The sequence below is a fragment of the Lysinibacillus sp. GW823-FHT02G10 genome (assembly GCF_058797135.1).
On sequence record NZ_JBXAJI010000003.1, the window covers coordinates 21,235 to 40,023 of the forward strand.

Below are 18,789 nucleotides of genomic sequence, written 5' to 3' on the forward strand. Positions count from 1 at the left end.
GGTTTCTTCCTTTTTATAACGAGTACACGTAATCCGTACTATAAAACGATGAAAACAACCTTATCTTGATTGATTTTTACAGACAATCTTCCTTATTATAATAACAATATAAAAACACATGAATAATCTGCACTGTTTCCTTCAACGTATATTGACTTCTACTACTGAGAAACGCTAAATTAAAGTATAAAAATTTTTATAGAGCATTCAGGAAAGGGCGTATCTATATGTCTGTAGGTAAAAAATTAAGCTTTGGTTTCTTTGCAATTATTCTCACATTAATCATTTCTTTGTTCATTATGTTCCTGTTATTTTCAAACATTGAAAAAAAGATTGAAAATGCATTAGAAGGACATGTTGCCCTGGTAGAATTAGCAGATGATATTCAATACGAAATGGCTATGCAAGGTCTTTTCATTCGTGCCATCATCATCGAAGACAAACCTGCTAACAAAGAGAGTTTCTCAAAATATGCAAGTATGCTCGACACACATGTAGATGAAATCACTGAAAAATCGAATTCAGCTGAAATGGAAACATATGCACAGGAATTAAAAGTTCATAATGATTCTTTTAACAAGGCAGCAACTGAAGCAATAGCTTTATTTGAAGCTGGTAATCTAGACGGTGCTTTGCAGAAGGTAAATGGTGAAGTCCAACAAGCTAATAAAGGTATACAAGATGTATCCGATCAAATTGGAAACTATCAAAAGCAACAACTAGATATTGTGACAAAAGAATCTAAACAGGCCGTGTTTAATTCACAAATTATTTCCATTATCGCAATCATTATTGGTATCGCTCTAGGTATTTTCCTTATTTTCTATATACAACGGACAATCTCACGCCCTTTAAAATCTGTCGTTCTGGCTGCAAACCATGTAGCTAATGGAGAATTAATTCATCCAGATATTACCCATCAATCAAAAGATGAAATTGGTCAACTTTCAGCAGCTTTTAATGCCATGAAGGGGAATCTGAAAAATTTATTAACGCATATACAGGACAATGCAGAGCATTTAACAGCTTCAGTAGAGGAACTTTCTGCCTCAACTGAAGAAATTACTGCCACTGCTGATGAAATTACAATACGGATTAACGAAACAGCTGAGGCTGCAGTGACAGCTACAGTTGCAGCTAACGAAAGCGCACACGCTATGGATGAAACGGCTGTAGGTGTTCAACGAATAGCTGAGGCAACTCAACAACTACATCAGAATGCTATAACAACTTCAGAATTAGCAACAAATGGAAATGAGACGGTAGAAGAAGCTCAGCAACAAATGAATGTCATCCATGAATCAACACAAACGATTAATAATCTTGTTCAAAAATTGAGTAAGCAATCAGATGAGATTAGTCAGATCACAGCTGTTATTACAGCTATTACAGATCAAACAAATTTATTGGCACTCAATGCAGCAATTGAAGCGGCTAGAGCTGGAGAGCATGGTAAAGGATTTGCGGTAGTAGCAGATGAGGTTCGTAAGTTAGCTGAGGAATCCAAACAATCAGCCAACCAAATCGTTGCCTTAACGCTAGATATTCAACAGGATACACATAATGTAGAAAAAGCAGTCTTTGATGGACTTCATTCTGTCACAGAGGGCGTTAAAATCATCGGACATGCAGGACAAGCCTTTGAAGGAATTGTGAAAGCAATTAATACGATGACAGATCAAATAGAAGATATATCAGCTACCTCTGAAGAAATTTCAGCTAGCGCTGAACAGGTTGCAGCGTCCGTTGCAGAAATCGCCCATGGTGCTTCAACGAGCGCGGATAATACAAAAATTGTAGCTTCAGCAACAAGAGAACAATCTATAACAGTACAACAAGTAAACCAAGTTGCCTCAGATCTAAGCGAAAAGTCCTTAGATTTACAGAATCAGATCAATCAATTTAAACTTTAAGCTTTTAAGCAGTTCATTTTTTTCAAATGAACTGCTTGATTTTTCCATTTTAATTTTAAGTATTCGTTTTTATATATATTCTTTCTAAGTGTTGCTATTTTATTTTCATTGTTATCCAGAATGCTGTCAAAGGATTTTCATTGTCTAATGATGAAATATTAATAAAATAGATTTCACTGACTATACTTTAGGGTTTTCAATTAAATTGCGATATCATTGAAATATCGCATATTTTAGATGAAAGAATATTTAATTTTTCTGTGATGCCAAAAGCTAAAGATAAATCTAATGTTTTCTCACATTTCTATAAGAGTGTGATAGTAATAGCTAATTAATTGTTTGTAAGTGAAGCTTGTTTGCATTATACTCTTCTATTTTCCCCTCATTTAAAAATATTATATTTTCCGCTAATTTCATTATATTTTGATCATGTGAAATAAGAATAGTAATTTTATCTTTTCTCATTTCTTTTATATAAGATATAATTTTAATTGCCATTTCGCTATCTAATCCACTTGTAACTTCATCTAATAATAAAATAGACGGATTACACAATAATGCTCGAATTACACTTAACCTTTGTCTTTGACCACCCGAAAGATTGGTTCCTCCATTTTCTATCGAATAATTTAAATTATTTGATAAAAACTCAAGATTAAATTTTAATAATAATTCTTCTAATAAATGTACTTTATTCTCTTCTGTTTCATCTATAAACATATTTTCTAATAATGTTCCTTTAATAAAATTGCTTTCTTGGAAAACATATTTTACATTATTGTAATAATCCTTTTGGTTTAACAATTCAATATTAGTATTATTAATTAATATGCCCCCACTCGTTACTCTAGCTAATTTAGCCATTAAATTTAGAATACTAGTCTTTCCACTCCCGCTCACTCCAGTTATCCCTAAAAATTCTCCTTTTTTCACAACAAAAGATATACCTTTTAATATATGGAAATTATCGACTGTATAATAAACATTATTAAATTCTATTTGATTATACTCAAGATTTCTAGTAGATAAACTATTATCAAGTATTGTTGTACTTTCAAGAACTTCTTTTATTCTCTTTTCAGAAACATCTATAGTTTTAAGTTGTGCAAAATTTTGAACGATAGATTGAATTGGTCTAGCTATATATCCAATATATGTTGTTAAAGCAAAAAGAGTACCGATCGTTATTTTATTCTCTTGTACTAAAACAGCACCAAAATAAAATATTAGACACAAGAATCCGGAATATAATATATTTCCTATCACGTATAGATTATAGAATAAATCTAATTTAACTATGGGTTTAATAATTTTTCGGAACGATGATTCCGTTTTATCATAATCCCAATTTTCTTTTTGATATATTCTTATTTCTTTTGAAATACTATAACTATTAGTAAGTCTATCAGTTATTTTGGCTAAATGTTCTTGAACTAATATTGACTGTGATGTAATTTTGCTACCAAGAATTTTTGGTAAAACTGCATATATCGGTATTATTAATAAGACTATAATTAAAAACTTTAAATTAATTAATGATACAATTGTGCAAATAATTAGAACTTCTATACAACTAATAATATTATCAAGTTTTCTTCTTATCTTTTGCTTAGCAATATTCACATCATTAATATGATAAGAAATGAGTTGTGAATTACTAAATTGATCAATATCTTTCAAGTTCCTTACTTTATTATGTATATTGATTCTAATAAACAAACTATATAAATTCTCTATATATGTTAAAAATACTTGTTTTGATGCTAATAATAATTCGGAGAAAACAAAGCTAAAAAAAAGAATAACGACTGTAACTAAGAGTTTATTGTGATTTCCACTATATATTCCCTCATCAATAATATTTTTATTAGCAGTAGGGATATACAAATAAATACCCAACGATAATAAACCAAAAATCAAAATTATAAAAATTATTAATAATTTATTTCTAATAAATTCTTTAATATACATTATTATTCTTCTCCTAATTAATTGCTTAGATAACATGTTTAATATTTTGTATTTCTACAACAAGAATACTTCGAAGATGTTTAAACTTATTTATAGGTTCCAAAGAGGAAAGTCATGATTATTCTTTGAGACAATTGGTCCGAATGATAAATACTTAACTATTTCTTATTTTATTTACATAGGTGATCTTATCCAAATGCGAATTAAATAAATCTAATAAAAGAACAAAAAACTCTTTTGAACATTATGACTAATTAATATCAAAAGAGTGCATGATTTAATTTATTTACCGATTACGAATTAATCTAAGATAAACAACCATTTTTAAGCAAATGGGATAGATTTATATTTATTATAAAATTTTTTTCCAATTAAATAATCAGAAATACCAAATTCTTCCGGATCATATCTTTCTGTATCAATACTAGGAAAACCATCTGGCGAAAATACCTTAACAACCTTTGTATTAATGCTTTTTAGAGGATGAGGTAAATAACACGCATATATATTTAATCCATAATTTTCATTTAAATTTAAAATTAAACTTTCCATGTTAGTTTTGGAAGATGGATAGGAGAACTCCGATAATATATCTTCTCCCTCTAATAAATAACTATAAGACTCTATAAAATCTTTAACCTTTAGAGTATAAAAATTTACAACATATTTCTCTGTACTATTTTTAAACATCTCTGGATTTTCTAGACCAATAATACTGGATTCTAAAATCATTAAATATTCATTCAAACTATTTTCAATAGCTTTTTCTAGGAGACAATTAGTACCTATTCCTGCTGAAAAGGCATTTCCTTTAGTTCCAATTGTGAAAATAACATAAATGCCTTCTATAATGGAGATATTAAATGAAAAAATAGTATCCGACATATTTTCAGCATATTTTAATAAACTTGTCAATTTTGTATTTAGGAATTTATTTTCTTTTAGATATTCAAATGAAATTTTTTCACCTGGACTTCTTGTCAACCAATTAATTACCAATGATTGACGCTCTATAAATTCTTTTAAGCCCCCCTCTATAGCATCGATACTTGTTATATGGGAAGCAAGTCCACAAGAGTCATTGTACCAGTTTCTTGTGTCTAAACCCTTAAACATAGGTAAATCAAAGTTTAAGAATATTTTATCTGCCTGCACTTTTGCAAATTCACCTGTGATTAAGTCAAAACAATCCATTACTGGGGTCGAGTTAACACTCAATTGTTTTGTGAAATTAGAAGCAGAACAAACTCTCTCAATATGTTCACCAATTCCTGCCTTTATTGCAGAAATTTTATTATATCTCAATCCAAATCCCTTTGCTTTTTCAATAGATTTCGTCTCTGCAAATATATAAGAATCTAAAAATACTTTACTTCTTACTCTAAAATGTTTTAATAAAAAAGGTGATTCATTCATGATTTACACTCCTTAGACTATAGGACAATTTGGTATTTTTTCGAATTCATCTGGAGTAATATTAATAGTTTTTATATTAATCGATTTACTTAAATTAAGATATTCCTTTTTAGGGATATGGTTATATAATTGGCTAGAAATTGCTTTTACGACTATGAATTTATCATTAATTTTTTGAGGTAAAATACATATTAATAATTGTTCTATCCATGAAGGTAGCATACTGTATAATTCTTCATAAGTAATATTACCTTCTTTTACACTAATACTTTCTCGGCTTATAGTTGGTACTTTTATTAAACTTGAAATATATTGCAATGTATCTTTATCATAGAATTTATCTAATTCTTCGGAATAACTAAATCCATTAATAAAAGTATAAAGCAATGATTCATAGTAGTTCCCTAATAAATATGCTTCGGAAGTAGATTTCATTATGGCGTCACTTAAAAGTAAACCGGATCCTATACCGAATTTATAGTTTAATGGATTGTCGGAAGAAACAGCTAATGTTATTACAACGCTAAGAGGAGAAAACTCATTTATCAAAAAAAAATGAATTTCATAACCTTGTTTTTGAAGATAAGTTGTATATATTGTGTTAACATTACTTTCAAATTTTATTCCTCTTTTACCATACCAAAATAAAAAGACAGCATTCTTTTCCAATAGTTCAGTCACTGCATTAAATATCGCCTTATTACTAATAGTATGTGCAGCAGTACCAGTTGTATCTGCATATGGCTCCACCAAACTATATAGGATTGATGTAGCTTTCACTTCTTCCACTTTTTTATTTATTAAGTCGAATGCTTTGATAGTGGACCATTCTTCATAATTATTTATACCTAATGCTCTTCTTTCTATTGATTCAGCCAAACTTTTTATTTGGGCTAGTTTTTTATTTTCTGCGACACCTCCACAGTTGGTTGGCGATTTATAACCATTATTAACAATTGCACCAATTACTGAAATGGACTCATGCATTTGCTCATTTATAAACTTTTTTTTTCTTGTACCAAATCTTTTCTTATCCTCAGTTATAAATATCATAAGACGGCTCCAAACCATTGCATCATTAAAATAGGAGCTAATCTTGGACTAAGCCCTAAATTAAACGCTAACATATTATCATTATAACTAGACCAACAACATTCTCCTAAATCATCATATTTCCATAGTTCATTTCTGAAATTCTGCGCCATTAATCCTACTTCTATTAAAGCATTCCTATATCCTCTTTTTTTGTATTTAGTTACTGATTTACCTATATCAACCATATAAGCAATTGCCAAATTAGGTATATCTTTACCCTCAATACCAAGACTATCTTTATAAGTTATTATTTTTTCTTTAGTAAACTTTGTTAATAAAAGTAATTGATGATCAGTTGAATCATATATATATACCCCAGGCTCTTTTAAAAATGGTAGGCATTTTATATCGATCACAACTAGTAAAGGAATAACTGGATATAACGCGCCACCTGATGGGTAATTTTTATGGCCGTCTTCTCTCTTACCAAATGAATTCAATAATATATCACTAAATTGATCATATTGAAATATATAGTCATCTTTAAATTCTCTATGGCTTTTTTTGCCCCTATTTAAATCCGTTGTTCTAGATGATAATTTTACAGTCTCCTCCACTATTAAGGGATATGAAGAAACGTTTTCCGCCAAAAACATCCAATTTATTAACTCATTAGAATTCGCCTTTACTTTAAATGGAACTTGCCATGTTGTCATTTGATGAAATTTTATTATTTCGTCCAATTCTTTACCGGATATTAAGTTATCCTGTAAATTTTCCATGTATTTATTGTCACATAATCGTTTTAAAATTTTTTCGTTATATTCTTTATTCTTCATAGCAGTCACACATTTCCCAATAAATTGATGTATCTTCGTATTTTTTTAACGTTTTTAAATTCAACATTGTACTCTTATTCATATTTTGTTGATGGATAGACGATTCATTTAAATCTCCAAGATATTCAGTAACCTTATTTAAAACTAAACAAGCTATATTTATTTCCTGAAGAGAAGTTAAAGGAATTCCCCTTATAAATGCATCTTCAGACTCTTGATACAAAAGTTCAACCATTAATTGATAACTCATTTCATTGTCTTCTTCAGAGTAAAAATTAGATTGAATATGCCCTACATGACAATTATGACAAGGAAGCTTCCACTTAGGATCATATAAACAGTCTAAATAGAAATTAGTAGAATATGTATATCCCATTAAAGTTACTGAGTTTTTTAGATGTCTTTGAATTTCCATGAACTCTTTAACTCTTTTTTTGTCGTACTTTGTTTGAATATAAATAATAAATTGATCTTCAAAAAACTCACTACAAAAATTATGTGGAGAAACACACTTTATAGAAAGTCTATCTTGAAATTGATTAGTTAATCTTTCTAATAACACATTGCTAATAAAATCCTCGCCATCTGATATTACTGTTATTCCTTTAACATTAATTTCATTCTCTCTTTCTTTTTCTATTAACTGATAGTTTTCTAAAAAACTTATAGCAGCTTCTGTATCTTCTTCAAACACTTCCTCAAATTCTTTTTTCGTGAATTTTCTCACTAAATTTGTATCCCAATATTTAATTAATTTGATCATTCTAGTGTCAGAAACTTTTGTTATTCCTGTAGGCGTCTGTATTATTAAATTTTCTTTAATAAGATGTATTAAAAATTTCTTAATAATATATATTTCTTCTTTTATTAATAATTGTGATTCACTCATAAGTAAGACTCCTCTTATATAATTTAATATTGCTGGAAACAACTAATCTGGTTTATAAAATAAGATCATAAAGCATAGAGAGATAAGCATTAAAAAATGCTCATCTCTAAAGAAGACTAACGATAAACTTTGATTTTATTTGAAGAACCACAACCTGATCCTACATTACCGTTCCCATTACATGATGCACACACAAACACACATGTACTTCCACCTATACATGCACATGTATTATTTATACATCCGCCACCAGCACCGGATTCATTTGCATTTCTTACTGGCTCTAGGATTACTCCTTCTCCAAATTGAGAGCCCATGAAGTTTGAACTTACTACTTTACCATTTTTTACATTTGCCATTTTAATTCCACCTTTCTCGGGATAAAAATTAAGTATTTTTCTGTAAATATATACATATTTATTATGTTGATTTACTCTTTCTACTTTTCAAATTATTTTATCGAACCCTATCTAATATCTGAATATTCGACTAATAATTTTATTTATAGATTTTGATTTTATTGGACGAACCACATCCTGATCCTGTACATTTCGTCGGATGTATCGGCAGGTTATCTACACATGCACATGAACAAGCACTTACACATGTGCCGCCTCCCTGGTCATTTGCAGTTCTAGTTGGTTCAAGAATTACTCCTTCTCCAAATTCAGAGCCAATAAAGCTTGAACTTACTAATTTACCATTTTTCACATTTGCCATTTCATCTCCTCCTTTCTAGAGATAGATTTTACAATATAGTGTAAATTTTGTAAATATTTATAATATATTTATTTCTTTCAACCACTAAATTATTATCTTAATTATTATGAAATAACAAAATCGTTTTAGTATTCATCGCTTAATTCTCTCTTATCTATAAACTTGGATTTTGTTTGACGAACCGCAACCACTACTGCAATTCAGAATACAACAACAAGCCAAACAATTAACTACTGTTCCGGAACCTCCACTACCCTGTTCATTTGCAGTTCTAGTAGGTTCAAAAATTACTCCTTCTCCAAATTGAGAACCCTTGAAGTTCAAACTTACTAGTTTACCGTTTTTTACATTAGCCATTATAAACACCTCCCTTATTCCACTATATTACATAATAAATCTATTTTGGTAAATATAGTTTAGTAAAAATAATCTTAACTTCTATATTTGACTAAGTGTTTAATTTTTTAGGTGAATTAGAAAAATCATATAAAAAATATTCTAGTTGATACTTTTGTGATCTTTATCTTTACATGTACTTATTGTGTTTTTAATTTTGTTGTTTTCAAAATTCGAAACCTGGTATTCTTACGATACGATTCTAATCCAAAATTTGGAATGTCATGAAAAATAATACCAACTAGTTACAAACTGGAGACTTATAAAGGAAAGTAATTGCAAATAGAATGCCAATTTATTGAGGGTATCTTAAGAATCTATATGTGAACAGCTAATACAAAGATTCTATTCATTGGGAAGAACGTGAATCACAAGAAGATCCAACGCATCATGAAAGAACTTGGTTTAAAGTTTCTTGTACGTATGAAATAATCTAAATCCTATAAAGGGACAGTCCGTAAAATTGCGCCAAATAATTTAAACCGCTAATTACAACGGATGCACCGAATGAAAAATGGGTAATATATAATGACGGATTTTGCAAAAAATTATAATTATCACCTGTTTTAGATTTATTTAATAGTGTAATTATTAAGTACACATTTGGCTCTAGATCCACTTATTCATTTTTTCAGAGATTTTAGATTTAACTTTAGAACGTCTACCAGAAGACCATCAGCTTCTCTTCACTCGGATCAAGGCTAGCACTGTCAAATGAAGTAATATTTTCATATGCTTCAATCAAGAATTTATTCTCTAAAAAATGTCTTAAAGGAAAAACTATGACAATAACTCTGTAATGGATTATTTATTCGGGATGATGAAGTATGAGTTTTTATACTTCAAAAATTTGAAAGTATAGACCATTTTAAAATTGAATTAGAATAGTATATAACGTATTACAAAATAAAAAGGATAAAGGCAAAATTATTAGGCATGAGTCAATTACAACATCAAACCCATGCACTAACTACTGCCTAATGAAATAACCAGTGTCTAACTTTTAGGGTATACTTTATTTAATACTTTTTATATTTTATATATTTAATATTCTCAAATTCTTAGTATAAGATAAATAGAATAATGCTCTTTTATAAAATTAACAGATAATTTTCCAGTATGAAAATAAGTAAAATCACTTTATAAAAAACTAAATAACTTAGTATTACATATATTTTCTACAAAACGACGTAGATCTCTCAAAGTATTACATCTATGACTTTAGAATCATTTTTGTAAGTCTAATAATATTATCAAAAAAATACGAATTTTTAGTATAGTAAATCATTTATTTTATTTTGTTTTATTTTTGATGCTATTAACTATTTTAAATCAAATTTTCATCATTTAGATACTTTCCTCTACTAATGTAATAGACCAAAGAAAGTTATTAAGTTTATAAAAGTCAGATAATACTATATAAATTTGAATCTTTTTTATTTTGTGCACAATGATTTTTTTGGTATATTAAATAGGAGCTTCAAAAAAGGCTTAAAAATTGTATAAGGGGGATTCACATGAATAAAAACAAAAAGTTTTTATTACTAACGGTCCTTGCAGTATTTTCTCTAGTACTTGCTGCATGTGGCTTTGGTGGAGGAGATTCGTCTGACACATCAAAAGACGATAGTAAAGATTCAGGTACATCTGGGACAGCTTCTAAAAACTTAAACTTAGTTGTAACTTCTGAACCACCATCTTTACATCCTCAACTTGCGACAGATTCAACATCTAGCGCTGTTTTAATTAACATTTTTGAAGGTCTAACTCGTTTAGACAAAGATGGTACACCAACTCCAGCTATGGCTGAGAAATGGGATGTAAGTGAAGATGGACTTACTTACACTTTCCATTTACGTGATGCAAAATGGACAAACGGAGATCCAGTAGTTGCTGGTGACTTCGAATACGCTTGGAAATGGGCTTTAAATCCTGAAAACTTATCAGAATATGCTTCTGTATTTTATCCAATTCAAGGTGCTGAAGCTTATAACAATGGTGAAGGTTCTGCTGATGATGTAGCAATTAAAGCTGAAGATGATAAAACTTTAGTAGTTACATTAGCAAGTCCAACTGCTTACTTCTTAGAATTAACTGCTTTTAAAACATATGCACCTGTTAACCATAAAGTAGTTGAAGGTAACGACGAATGGTATACAGATGCTGGTGAAAACTATGTAACAAATGGACCTTTCGTTTTAGATACTTGGAAACACAGCGATTCAATCGTACTCAAGAAAAATGCAGAGTACTGGGATGCTGAAAATGTAGATCTTGAAACAGTTAATATCGGTATGGTTGAGAATGAAGCTACTGCGGTAACAATGTTTAAAAATGGAGAAATTGACTACTTAGGTTCTCCATACCAAACAGTAGCTCTTGATGCAATAGATGGGTTTAAAGCTGACGGCTCATTACAAATTGCAGACTATGCAGCTATTTATTGGTACAAATTTAACACTAAAGACAAAATTACTGGAAACGCTAACATTCGTAAAGCACTAACATTAGCAATCGATCGTCAAAGCTTAATTGATAATGTTACTAAAGGTGAACAAAAACCAGCTTTAGGTATGGTTCCATCTGCAATTTCTGGATTTGAAGAAGATCGCGGTTATTATAAAGATAATGATATTGAAGGTGCCAAAGCTGCACTAGAAGCTGGTATGAAAGAGCTTGGTATTTCTGATCCAAAAGAAATCAGCATCAACCTTTCATTTAATACAAGTGAAGGACATGCAGCTATCGCGCAATTTATTCAAGAAGGATGGAGTAAAAATCTTGGAATTTCAGTAAACCTTGATAACTCTGAATGGCAAGTTTATTTAGAAAAACTTAACCAATTAGATTACCAGGTTGGTCGAATGGGTTGGATTGCCGACTACAATGACGCTTACACATTCCTAGAAATGTACGATACTGCTGAAAACGGTAACAATGATACTGGTTGGGAAAATGCACAATATAAAGATTTACTTAAAAAATCTGTTACAGAATTAGACACTGCTAAACGTACTGAAATTTTGAAACAAGCTGAAGCAGTTGCTATGACAGAATTCCCAGTTGGACCAATCTATTACTATACTAATTTATATGTAATAGATGATAAAGTACAAAATATGTCTCCCGATAGAATTGGTAATATTCAGCTTAAAGATGTTAAAATCGCTGAATAATTAATTCTATCACTCTTAATAGGCTCTAAAAAAAGAGCTGCCTCGTGGTCATTTGACACGAGTCAGCTCTTTTTAAAATCCGAAGGCATATGAAGGAATATATTTATCTGAAAATTGACAAATAGAAGGAGGAGTTTTATGTGATTAAATATATTTTGAAAAGGCTGATGTATATACTTCTCGCTCTTTTCGTCATCGTAACCGCTACGTTTTTCTTAATGCGTCTTGCTCCCGGTAGTCCATTTGCGAGTGAACGTAATTTCCCACCTCAAATCGAGGAGAAGTTAAACGAAACGTATGGATTAAATAACCCTTGGTATATTCAATATAAAGATTATTTAATCGATACGGCCTCTTTTAATTTCGGCGAATCAATGAAATACAAAGCGCGTTCTACAAATGATATGATTACCGAAAGTTTCCCAGTTTCACTAACATTAGGGATTGAAGCTATGCTATTAGCAGTTGGATTCGGAGTTTTAATTGGCGTAGTTTCCGCGCTATATCATAATAGGTTCCCGGATTATTTGGCAACGACATTTGCGGTGCTCGGTATATCAGTACCTTCATTTATCTTAGCTGGTTTAATGCAGTATTTCTTATCCTTTAAGCTAGGCTGGTTCCCAGTTAGTGGTTGGAAGGGGTTCGGCTATAGCATCTTACCAGCTCTTGCGATTGCGTTTTCACATATGGGCTTTATCGCAAAATTAACACGTTCAAGTATGCTTGAACAAAACAATAGTGACTATGTAAAAATGGCTCGTGCAAAAGGTATTGGAAAATGGACGGTCGTTTTCCGCCATACATTACGTAATGCCCTACTACCTGTTGTCACATACCTTGGTCCATTATCAGCTGCTGTTGTAACTGGAAGTTTCATTGTTGAAAATATTTTCGCCATTCCTGGCTTAGGTAAACACTTTGTACAAAGTATTACAAACCGTGACTATACAGTAATCATGGGTACGACGGTATTCTATTCCATCATCCTTTTATTTGCGGTATTAATCGTTGATATTCTATACAGTGTGATTGATCCGCGTATTAAACTGAAAGGAGCGAAAAAATAATGACACAGCAACAAATTGAAAAAAATAAGTTTAAAATTGTTGGTGGAAATCATGAAGCAACGGAAAAATTAGCTGATAAATCAGTCTCCTTTTGGAAAGAAGTATTTCTCCGTTTCTCTCATAATAAAATGGCCATTATTGGGATAATTATTTTAATCATTGTTATTTTAATGGCTATCTTCGCACCAATGCTATCTCAATACAAGTCAAGTGATCAGCTAGGTGTTTACAATGCACCACCCTCTGCACAATTTTGGTTTGGGACGGATGACCTTGGTCGTGATATTTTCGTTCGTATATGGGAAGGTGCTCGTATTTCCCTATTTATCGGAATTGCAGCAGCGATTATTGACTTAATTATCGGTGTTATTTGGGGAAGTATTTCAGGCTTAGCAGGCGGTCGCGTTGATAACATCATGATGCGTATTGCTGACGTTTTAACAGCTGTACCTTACCTTTTAGTAGTAATCGTACTTTTAGTTGTTATGCAACCTGGTTTATTCCCAATGATTATTGCCCTGTCCATCACTGGATGGATTAACATGGCCCGTATCGTTCGTGGTGAAGTATTATCTATTAAAAATCAAGAATATGTTCTTGCTGCTCGTACATTAGGTGCTAGTACAGGCCATTTAATTATTAAACACTTAGTTCCGAATGCTCTTGGTGCAATCTTAGTAACGATGACGTTAACAATTCCATCTGCTATTTTCACTGAATCATTCCTAAGCTACCTTGGTCTTGGAGTGCCTGCTCCGACAGCTTCTTGGGGTACAATGGCCTCTGATGGTAATAAAGCCATTGCGAATGCTCCATGGCGCTTGATTTTCCCAGCAGTATTTATCTCACTAACAATCTTTGCGTTTAACGCAGTTGGTGACGGCTTACGTGACGCTCTAGATCCAAAACTACGTAAATAAGGAGGTGGCCGAAATGAGTAAAACAATTCTAGAAGTAAAAGATTTAAGAATTAACTTTAAAACTTATGCAGGGCTTGTCCGTGCTGTACGTGGTGTTAACTTTGATTTAAAGGAGGGTGAAACACTCGCTATAGTAGGTGAATCAGGCTCTGGTAAAAGTGTTACGAGTAATGCATTAATGAAACTAATTCCACAGCCACCTGGTATTTATGAGTCAGGACAAATTTTATTTAATGGTCGTGATTTAGTTCCATTAACTGATAAAGAAATGTCTAAAGTACGCGGAAATGAAATTGCAATGATTTTCCAAGACCCTATGACAAGTTTGAACCCAACAATGAAGGTCGGACGTCAAATAACTGAAGTAATTTTGCAACACAAAAAAGTTTCTAAAAATGAAGCGAAAAAACGTGCGATTGAGCTTTTAACACAGGTAGGTATCCCCTTCCCTGAAAAACGCTATAACCAATACCCACATGAATTTTCAGGTGGTATGCGTCAACGTGTTGTTATTGCCATTGCCCTTGCAGCTGATCCTAAGCTATTAATTGCAGATGAGCCGACAACAGCTCTAGACGTAACCATTCAAGCGCAAATTTTAGAATTAATGAAAGAAATTCAGAAAAACTCGAAAACATCTATCATTTTCATTACACACGATTTAGGTGTAGTGGCGAATATCGCTGACCGTGTAGCAGTAATGTACGCTGGACAAATCGTTGAATATGGTACTGTAAATGATATTTTCTATAATCCAAAGCATCCTTACACATGGGGTTTACTTGGTTCAATGCCAGATTTAGATAATGATACTGATGAGCTATTACGTACGATTCCAGGCTCACCACCAGATCTGACGAATCCACCTAAGGGTGATGCATTTGCAGCTCGTAACGAGTATGCTATGGCCATTGATTATGAACAAGAGCCACCAATGTTCCAAGTAAGTGAAACACATTTTGCAAAGACTTGGTTGTTGCATCCTGATGCACCAAAGATTCCTCTTCCAGATGCGGTTGCTAAACGTATTGAAGGGTATTTAGCAAAGGAGGCACAAGAAAATGACTAAAATTGGTGCGAAAAAAATTCTTGAAATCAAAAATTTACAGCAGCATTTTGGTTCGCCAAGTAACCCTATCAAAGCTGTAGATGGTATCAGCTTCGATGTTTACGAAGGTGAAACACTTGGTCTTGTGGGTGAATCAGGTTGTGGTAAGTCAACAACTGGTCGTTCAATTATTCGTTTATATGATATTACAGGTGGCGAGATTGTTTTCGATGGTGAAAATGTCCATGGAAAAAAATCTAAAAATGAGTTAAAGAAATTTAACCGTCAAATGCAAATGATTTTCCAAGATCCTTATGCTTCTTTAAACCCTCGTATGACGGCTGGTGAGATCATTGGTGAAGCCTTTGATATTCATGGCCTTTACAAGGATAAAAAAGAACGTCGTGCAAAAATTCAAGAGCTACTTGAAGCTGTTGGTTTAAACAAAGAGCACGCGAATCGTTACGCACACGAATTCTCTGGTGGTCAACGTCAACGTATTGGGATTGCCCGTGCACTAAGTTTAGATCCTAAGTTTATCATTGCGGATGAGCCAATCTCTGCGCTAGACGTATCTATCCAAGCGCAAGTTGTTAACTTACTAAAACAACTACAAAAAGAACGTGGCTTAACATATCTTTTCATTGCCCATGACTTATCTATGGTAAAATACATCAGTGACCGTATTGCTGTAATGTACCGTGGTAAAATCATGGAAATCGGTAAAGCAGATGATATCTACAATCACCCTGTTCATCCGTATACAAAATCTTTATTATCAGCTATCCCACTTCCTGATCCAATGTCAGAGAAGCGCCGTCAACGTATTCAGTACAAGCATACAGAGGTTGACGAAAGTGCAACCTACCATGAAGTAGGTGACCAGCATTATGTTTATGGTACTGCTGATCTAGTAAAAACTTGGGTTGCTAATCGCTAAAAGCTATAACTCCTATCGACAGTATAAAAACTGTGATGGGAGTTTTTTTAATTTACTTCTTTTATTACCCAATATCCCCATCAGACTAAACCTAAATAAACTTACTACCTTTTAGTAGACTATAATTCCCTTCATTCTTTTATTTTACATAAAATAATTAGTTAATAAATACCATTTATGTAAAATTAGTTTAAATATTTTAAGGAATATATTATGATAGAGTTAACACGAATAAAGGGGTGTATTCAATGAAAAAAAGTATGAAACTTCTTCTTGCTACATGTTGTTTTACAATCGTATTAATTAGTGTTGGTTCTACCACAGCATCTGCCTATCCAGGTCCATGCCACAGTCCAAAGCCTTGTGTGATTAGACCATAATAGTTGGTCTCTAATCATTATTTCCAGGTCACTATCTTCTCTGTAAGGACAATCAATATTACTATGTATTAAACTATTATCCTTTATAAAATTCGGCACCTTTAAATGTGATTACTTTTACATTTAAAGGTGCCCTATTTTCTTGTCACTTATTTAATATCCATTTTTTAATTACCTTCTAGATTTTGGATTTAATGCATCCTTTAACCCTTCTCCGATAAAATTAATGGACAAAATTACTAGTGTAATAGCTGTTGCAGGAGGCACCCACATCCAAAGCTTCTCCTTTAATACCTCTGAGTTTCTAGCTTCGGACAGCATATTCCCCCAACTTGGTGTATCTGCTGGTACGCCTAACCCTAAAAAGCTTAAACCAGATTCAGCGACGATTGTTACAGCCATCAGCAATGTTGCTTGTACAATAATTGTCGAAGCAACATTAGGTAGTAAATGCTTCATAATAATCTTTGATGATTTACATCCTATTGATTGAGCTGCTAATATATACTCATTTTCCTTTTCAGCAAGCACCCTACTTCGTACAATCCTTGCAACTGATCCCCACATTAACAGTGAGATAACAAAAATCAAAGTCCATAGACCAGATACTTTTCCAATTAGAATTTGATTTAAAACAATTACAAAAATCATAAATGGAAACATTAAGATAAAATCTGTAAATCTCATGAGTATTTGATCTATTTTTCCACCAAAGTACCCTGAAATGGCGCCGACTGTAGTTCCAATTAAAACAATAAAGAACATACAGCTTAATCCCACTGTTAAGGAGGACCTACCAGCATAGAGCATTCTTGTAAACACATCTCGTCCATTTGTATCTGTTCCTAACCAATTTTCACTAGAGGGTGGTTTACTTATTTGGGTAAAATCCACCCGGACAATATCTTTAGTTGTAATATATGGTGCTAGAAACGATAAGATAATAACGATCAGTAGAAATATAAGGCTAATCAAGGCTAGTTTATTTTTAAAGAACTTTCGTCTCGCAATTACCCATGGCGAGGGGCTTTTCTTTGGCGATTTTGGCGTTAAAACTTCTTGATCCGTTACCAATGTCATATTTCCCCCTCCTTAATCCAATCTAATACGTGGATCTACTACACCATATAATAAATCCGCTATTAAATTTCCAAAAAGTGTTAAAAACGAAAGTAACATTGTGATCGACATCATGACTGCATAATCCCTTCTTCCAACTGATTCAAGGAAGAGAGCACCTATTCCAGGATACGTAAAGATTGTTTCTGTTATTACCGCACCGCTAATTAAAGTTGCGATATCAAACCCAAGGAACGTAATAAGAGGAATAATAGAATTTCGTAAAATATGTTTGTTATAAATTTTCGATTCTTTTGTTCCCTTTGCTCTCGCAGTTCTTACAAAATCTTTTCTACTATTTTCAATAATGTCATTCCGCAAAAATTGTGTATAGGATGCTGTTCCCATCAATCCTAATATAAGCGCAGGTAGTAAAACATGGTGGAATCTACTTATATAGTAGTCCAAATTTCCAGGCTCTAGCCCGACACCAACAGATCCGTTAAATGGGAACCAACCTAACTTGAACGAGAAAAAGTAAATGGCTACAATTCCCGCAACAAATGACGGAATGGCTAAAGCTAGATAATTATACGTTGCAATCAAATTATCCCCAAGTGTATAGGGTTTTCTACCAGCATACATGCCCATGATAAATGCAAATATGTAGGTAAAAATTAACGATGTTAGGGCTAAAAATATGGTATTAGGTATACGCTGCGCAATAATTTCTACTGCTGGTTTCTTATAAACAGTTGATTTACCAAAATCCCCTTGCATAAAATTAACAATCCATCTACCGTATTGCTGGATAATAGGATCGTTATAGCCTAATTTTTCTCTCATTTCTTCGATATATTGTGGATTCGTATTAGAAGGATCAATTTCACCAGCAAATGCATCTCCTGGCATCATTTTCGCTAAAAAGAATACCACCAACGAAATAAGGAGTAACAATGGGATCATGCCAAGTAGTCGTCGAAGTGTATATTGAAGCATGTAACGTCTCCTTATCTA

The 18,789-nt window shown here is 32.2% G+C and carries 16 protein-coding genes and 1 pseudogene; 7 read left to right on the forward strand and 10 right to left on the reverse strand.

Annotated features, from left to right (window positions below; all coding sequences use genetic code 11):
* The first annotated feature begins 227 nt into the window (after window positions 1–227).
* Complete coding sequence (locus AC1RFD_RS12430) at window positions 228–1,913, forward strand: methyl-accepting chemotaxis protein (protein ID WP_054549876.1); 1,686 nt, start codon at window positions 228–230, stop codon at window positions 1,911–1,913.
* Window positions 1,914–2,240: 327 nt separating this feature from the next.
* On the opposite strand, the gene AC1RFD_RS12435 is transcribed toward AC1RFD_RS12430, so the two are convergent.
* The 8 genes from AC1RFD_RS12435 to AC1RFD_RS12470 form a co-directional block, all read right to left on the reverse strand.
* The gene (locus AC1RFD_RS12435; RefSeq protein ID WP_492474943.1) at window positions 2,241–3,884 is read right to left on the reverse strand and encodes an ATP-binding cassette domain-containing protein; all 1,644 of its coding nucleotides are present in this window, start codon (window positions 3,882–3,884) and stop codon (window positions 2,241–2,243) included.
* A 324-nt stretch (window positions 3,885–4,208) separates the two neighbouring features.
* A complete protein-coding gene (locus AC1RFD_RS12440) occupies window positions 4,209–5,300 on the reverse strand; it encodes a YcaO-like family protein (protein WP_492474944.1) in 1,092 nt (363 codons plus the stop codon).
* Between the two features lie 12 nt (window positions 5,301–5,312).
* Window positions 5,313–6,353, reverse strand: coding sequence for a YcaO-like family protein (locus AC1RFD_RS12445; RefSeq protein WP_492474945.1), 1,041 nt, complete (start codon window positions 6,351–6,353; stop codon window positions 5,313–5,315).
* Window positions 6,350–7,174 (reverse strand): nitroreductase family protein, encoded by an 825-nt coding sequence (locus tag AC1RFD_RS12450; RefSeq protein WP_492474946.1) that lies wholly within the window; start codon window positions 7,172–7,174, stop codon window positions 6,350–6,352. Before AC1RFD_RS12450 ends, AC1RFD_RS12445 begins: the two co-directional genes overlap by 4 nt.
* Window positions 7,164–8,063, reverse strand: a complete 900-nt coding sequence (locus AC1RFD_RS12455) for an McbB family protein (RefSeq protein WP_492474947.1) — start codon at window positions 8,061–8,063, stop codon at window positions 7,164–7,166. The genes AC1RFD_RS12450 and AC1RFD_RS12455 overlap by 11 nt, the downstream gene beginning before the upstream one ends.
* A 116-nt stretch (window positions 8,064–8,179) precedes the next feature.
* Window positions 8,180–8,422, reverse strand: coding sequence for a hypothetical protein (locus AC1RFD_RS12460; RefSeq protein ID WP_492474948.1), 243 nt, complete (start codon window positions 8,420–8,422; stop codon window positions 8,180–8,182).
* 139 nt (window positions 8,423–8,561) lie between these two features.
* Entirely contained in the window at window positions 8,562–8,783 is a 222-nt protein-coding gene (locus AC1RFD_RS12465; RefSeq protein ID WP_492474949.1) for a hypothetical protein, read from the reverse strand.
* 150 nt (window positions 8,784–8,933) lie between these two features.
* Window positions 8,934–9,140, reverse strand: coding sequence for a hypothetical protein (locus tag AC1RFD_RS12470; protein WP_492474950.1), 207 nt, complete (start codon window positions 9,138–9,140; stop codon window positions 8,934–8,936).
* Window positions 9,141–9,542: 402 nt separating this feature from the next.
* Here AC1RFD_RS12470 and AC1RFD_RS12475 point away from each other — a divergent pair.
* The 6 genes and pseudogenes from AC1RFD_RS12475 to AC1RFD_RS12500 form a co-directional block, all read left to right on the forward strand.
* Window positions 9,543–10,160 (forward strand): annotated as a pseudogene (locus AC1RFD_RS12475) (IS3 family transposase); the annotation flags it as partial.
* A 536-nt stretch (window positions 10,161–10,696) separates the two neighbouring features.
* Window positions 10,697–12,355, forward strand: coding sequence for a peptide ABC transporter substrate-binding protein (locus tag AC1RFD_RS12480; RefSeq protein WP_492474951.1), 1,659 nt, complete (start codon window positions 10,697–10,699; stop codon window positions 12,353–12,355).
* Window positions 12,356–12,495: 140 nt separating this feature from the next.
* On the forward strand, window positions 12,496–13,425 hold the full coding sequence (locus AC1RFD_RS12485; protein ID WP_492474952.1) for an ABC transporter permease: 930 nt from the start codon (window positions 12,496–12,498) through the stop codon (window positions 13,423–13,425).
* Entirely contained in the window at window positions 13,425–14,345 is a 921-nt protein-coding gene (locus AC1RFD_RS12490) for an ABC transporter permease (protein WP_492474953.1), read from the forward strand. Before AC1RFD_RS12485 ends, AC1RFD_RS12490 begins: the two co-directional genes overlap by 1 nt.
* Before the next feature lie 13 nt (window positions 14,346–14,358).
* Window positions 14,359–15,414 (forward strand): ABC transporter ATP-binding protein, encoded by a 1,056-nt coding sequence (locus tag AC1RFD_RS12495; RefSeq protein WP_004227367.1) that lies wholly within the window; start codon window positions 14,359–14,361, stop codon window positions 15,412–15,414.
* On the forward strand, window positions 15,407–16,333 hold the full coding sequence (locus AC1RFD_RS12500) for an ABC transporter ATP-binding protein (RefSeq protein WP_492474954.1): 927 nt from the start codon (window positions 15,407–15,409) through the stop codon (window positions 16,331–16,333). The genes AC1RFD_RS12495 and AC1RFD_RS12500 overlap by 8 nt, the downstream gene beginning before the upstream one ends.
* Window positions 16,334–16,884: 551 nt before the next feature.
* Here AC1RFD_RS12500 and opp4C read toward each other — a convergent pair.
* Entirely contained in the window at window positions 16,885–17,793 is a 909-nt protein-coding gene (gene opp4C / locus AC1RFD_RS12505; protein ID WP_048395389.1) for an oligopeptide ABC transporter permease, read from the reverse strand.
* 12 nt (window positions 17,794–17,805) lie between these two features.
* Complete coding sequence (gene opp4B / locus AC1RFD_RS12510; protein ID WP_016994271.1) at window positions 17,806–18,771, reverse strand: oligopeptide ABC transporter permease; 966 nt, start codon at window positions 18,769–18,771, stop codon at window positions 17,806–17,808.
* Between the last annotated feature and the right edge of the window lie 18 nt (window positions 18,772–18,789).

What these genes read in the sequence shown, in the direction of transcription:
- AC1RFD_RS12450 (WP_492474946.1), bottom strand. Translation starts at nt 7,174, where the DNA reads ATGAAGAATAAAGAATATAACGAAAAAATTTTAAAACGATTATGTGAC.
- AC1RFD_RS12490 (WP_492474953.1), top strand. Translation starts at nt 13,425, where the DNA reads ATGACACAGCAACAAATTGAAAAAAATAAGTTTAAAATTGTTGGTGGA.
- opp4C (WP_048395389.1), bottom strand. Translation starts at nt 17,793, where the DNA reads ATGACATTGGTAACGGATCAAGAAGTTTTAACGCCAAAATCGCCAAAG.
- AC1RFD_RS12500 (WP_492474954.1), top strand. Translation starts at nt 15,407, where the DNA reads ATGACTAAAATTGGTGCGAAAAAAATTCTTGAAATCAAAAATTTACAG.
- AC1RFD_RS12460 (WP_492474948.1), bottom strand. Translation starts at nt 8,422, where the DNA reads ATGGCAAATGTAAAAAATGGTAAAGTAGTAAGTTCAAACTTCATGGGC.
- AC1RFD_RS12435 (WP_492474943.1), bottom strand. Translation starts at nt 3,884, where the DNA reads ATGTATATTAAAGAATTTATTAGAAATAAATTATTAATAATTTTTATA.
- AC1RFD_RS12480 (WP_492474951.1), top strand. Translation starts at nt 10,697, where the DNA reads ATGAATAAAAACAAAAAGTTTTTATTACTAACGGTCCTTGCAGTATTT.
- AC1RFD_RS12470 (WP_492474950.1), bottom strand. Translation starts at nt 9,140, where the DNA reads ATGGCTAATGTAAAAAACGGTAAACTAGTAAGTTTGAACTTCAAGGGT.
- AC1RFD_RS12465 (WP_492474949.1), bottom strand. Translation starts at nt 8,783, where the DNA reads ATGGCAAATGTGAAAAATGGTAAATTAGTAAGTTCAAGCTTTATTGGC.
- AC1RFD_RS12445 (WP_492474945.1), bottom strand. Translation starts at nt 6,353, where the DNA reads ATGATATTTATAACTGAGGATAAGAAAAGATTTGGTACAAGAAAAAAA.
- AC1RFD_RS12455 (WP_492474947.1), bottom strand. Translation starts at nt 8,063, where the DNA reads ATGAGTGAATCACAATTATTAATAAAAGAAGAAATATATATTATTAAG.
- AC1RFD_RS12440 (WP_492474944.1), bottom strand. Translation starts at nt 5,300, where the DNA reads ATGAATGAATCACCTTTTTTATTAAAACATTTTAGAGTAAGAAGTAAA.
- AC1RFD_RS12430 (WP_054549876.1), top strand. Translation starts at nt 228, where the DNA reads ATGTCTGTAGGTAAAAAATTAAGCTTTGGTTTCTTTGCAATTATTCTC.
- opp4B (WP_016994271.1), bottom strand. Translation starts at nt 18,771, where the DNA reads ATGCTTCAATATACACTTCGACGACTACTTGGCATGATCCCATTGTTA.
- AC1RFD_RS12495 (WP_004227367.1), top strand. Translation starts at nt 14,359, where the DNA reads ATGAGTAAAACAATTCTAGAAGTAAAAGATTTAAGAATTAACTTTAAA.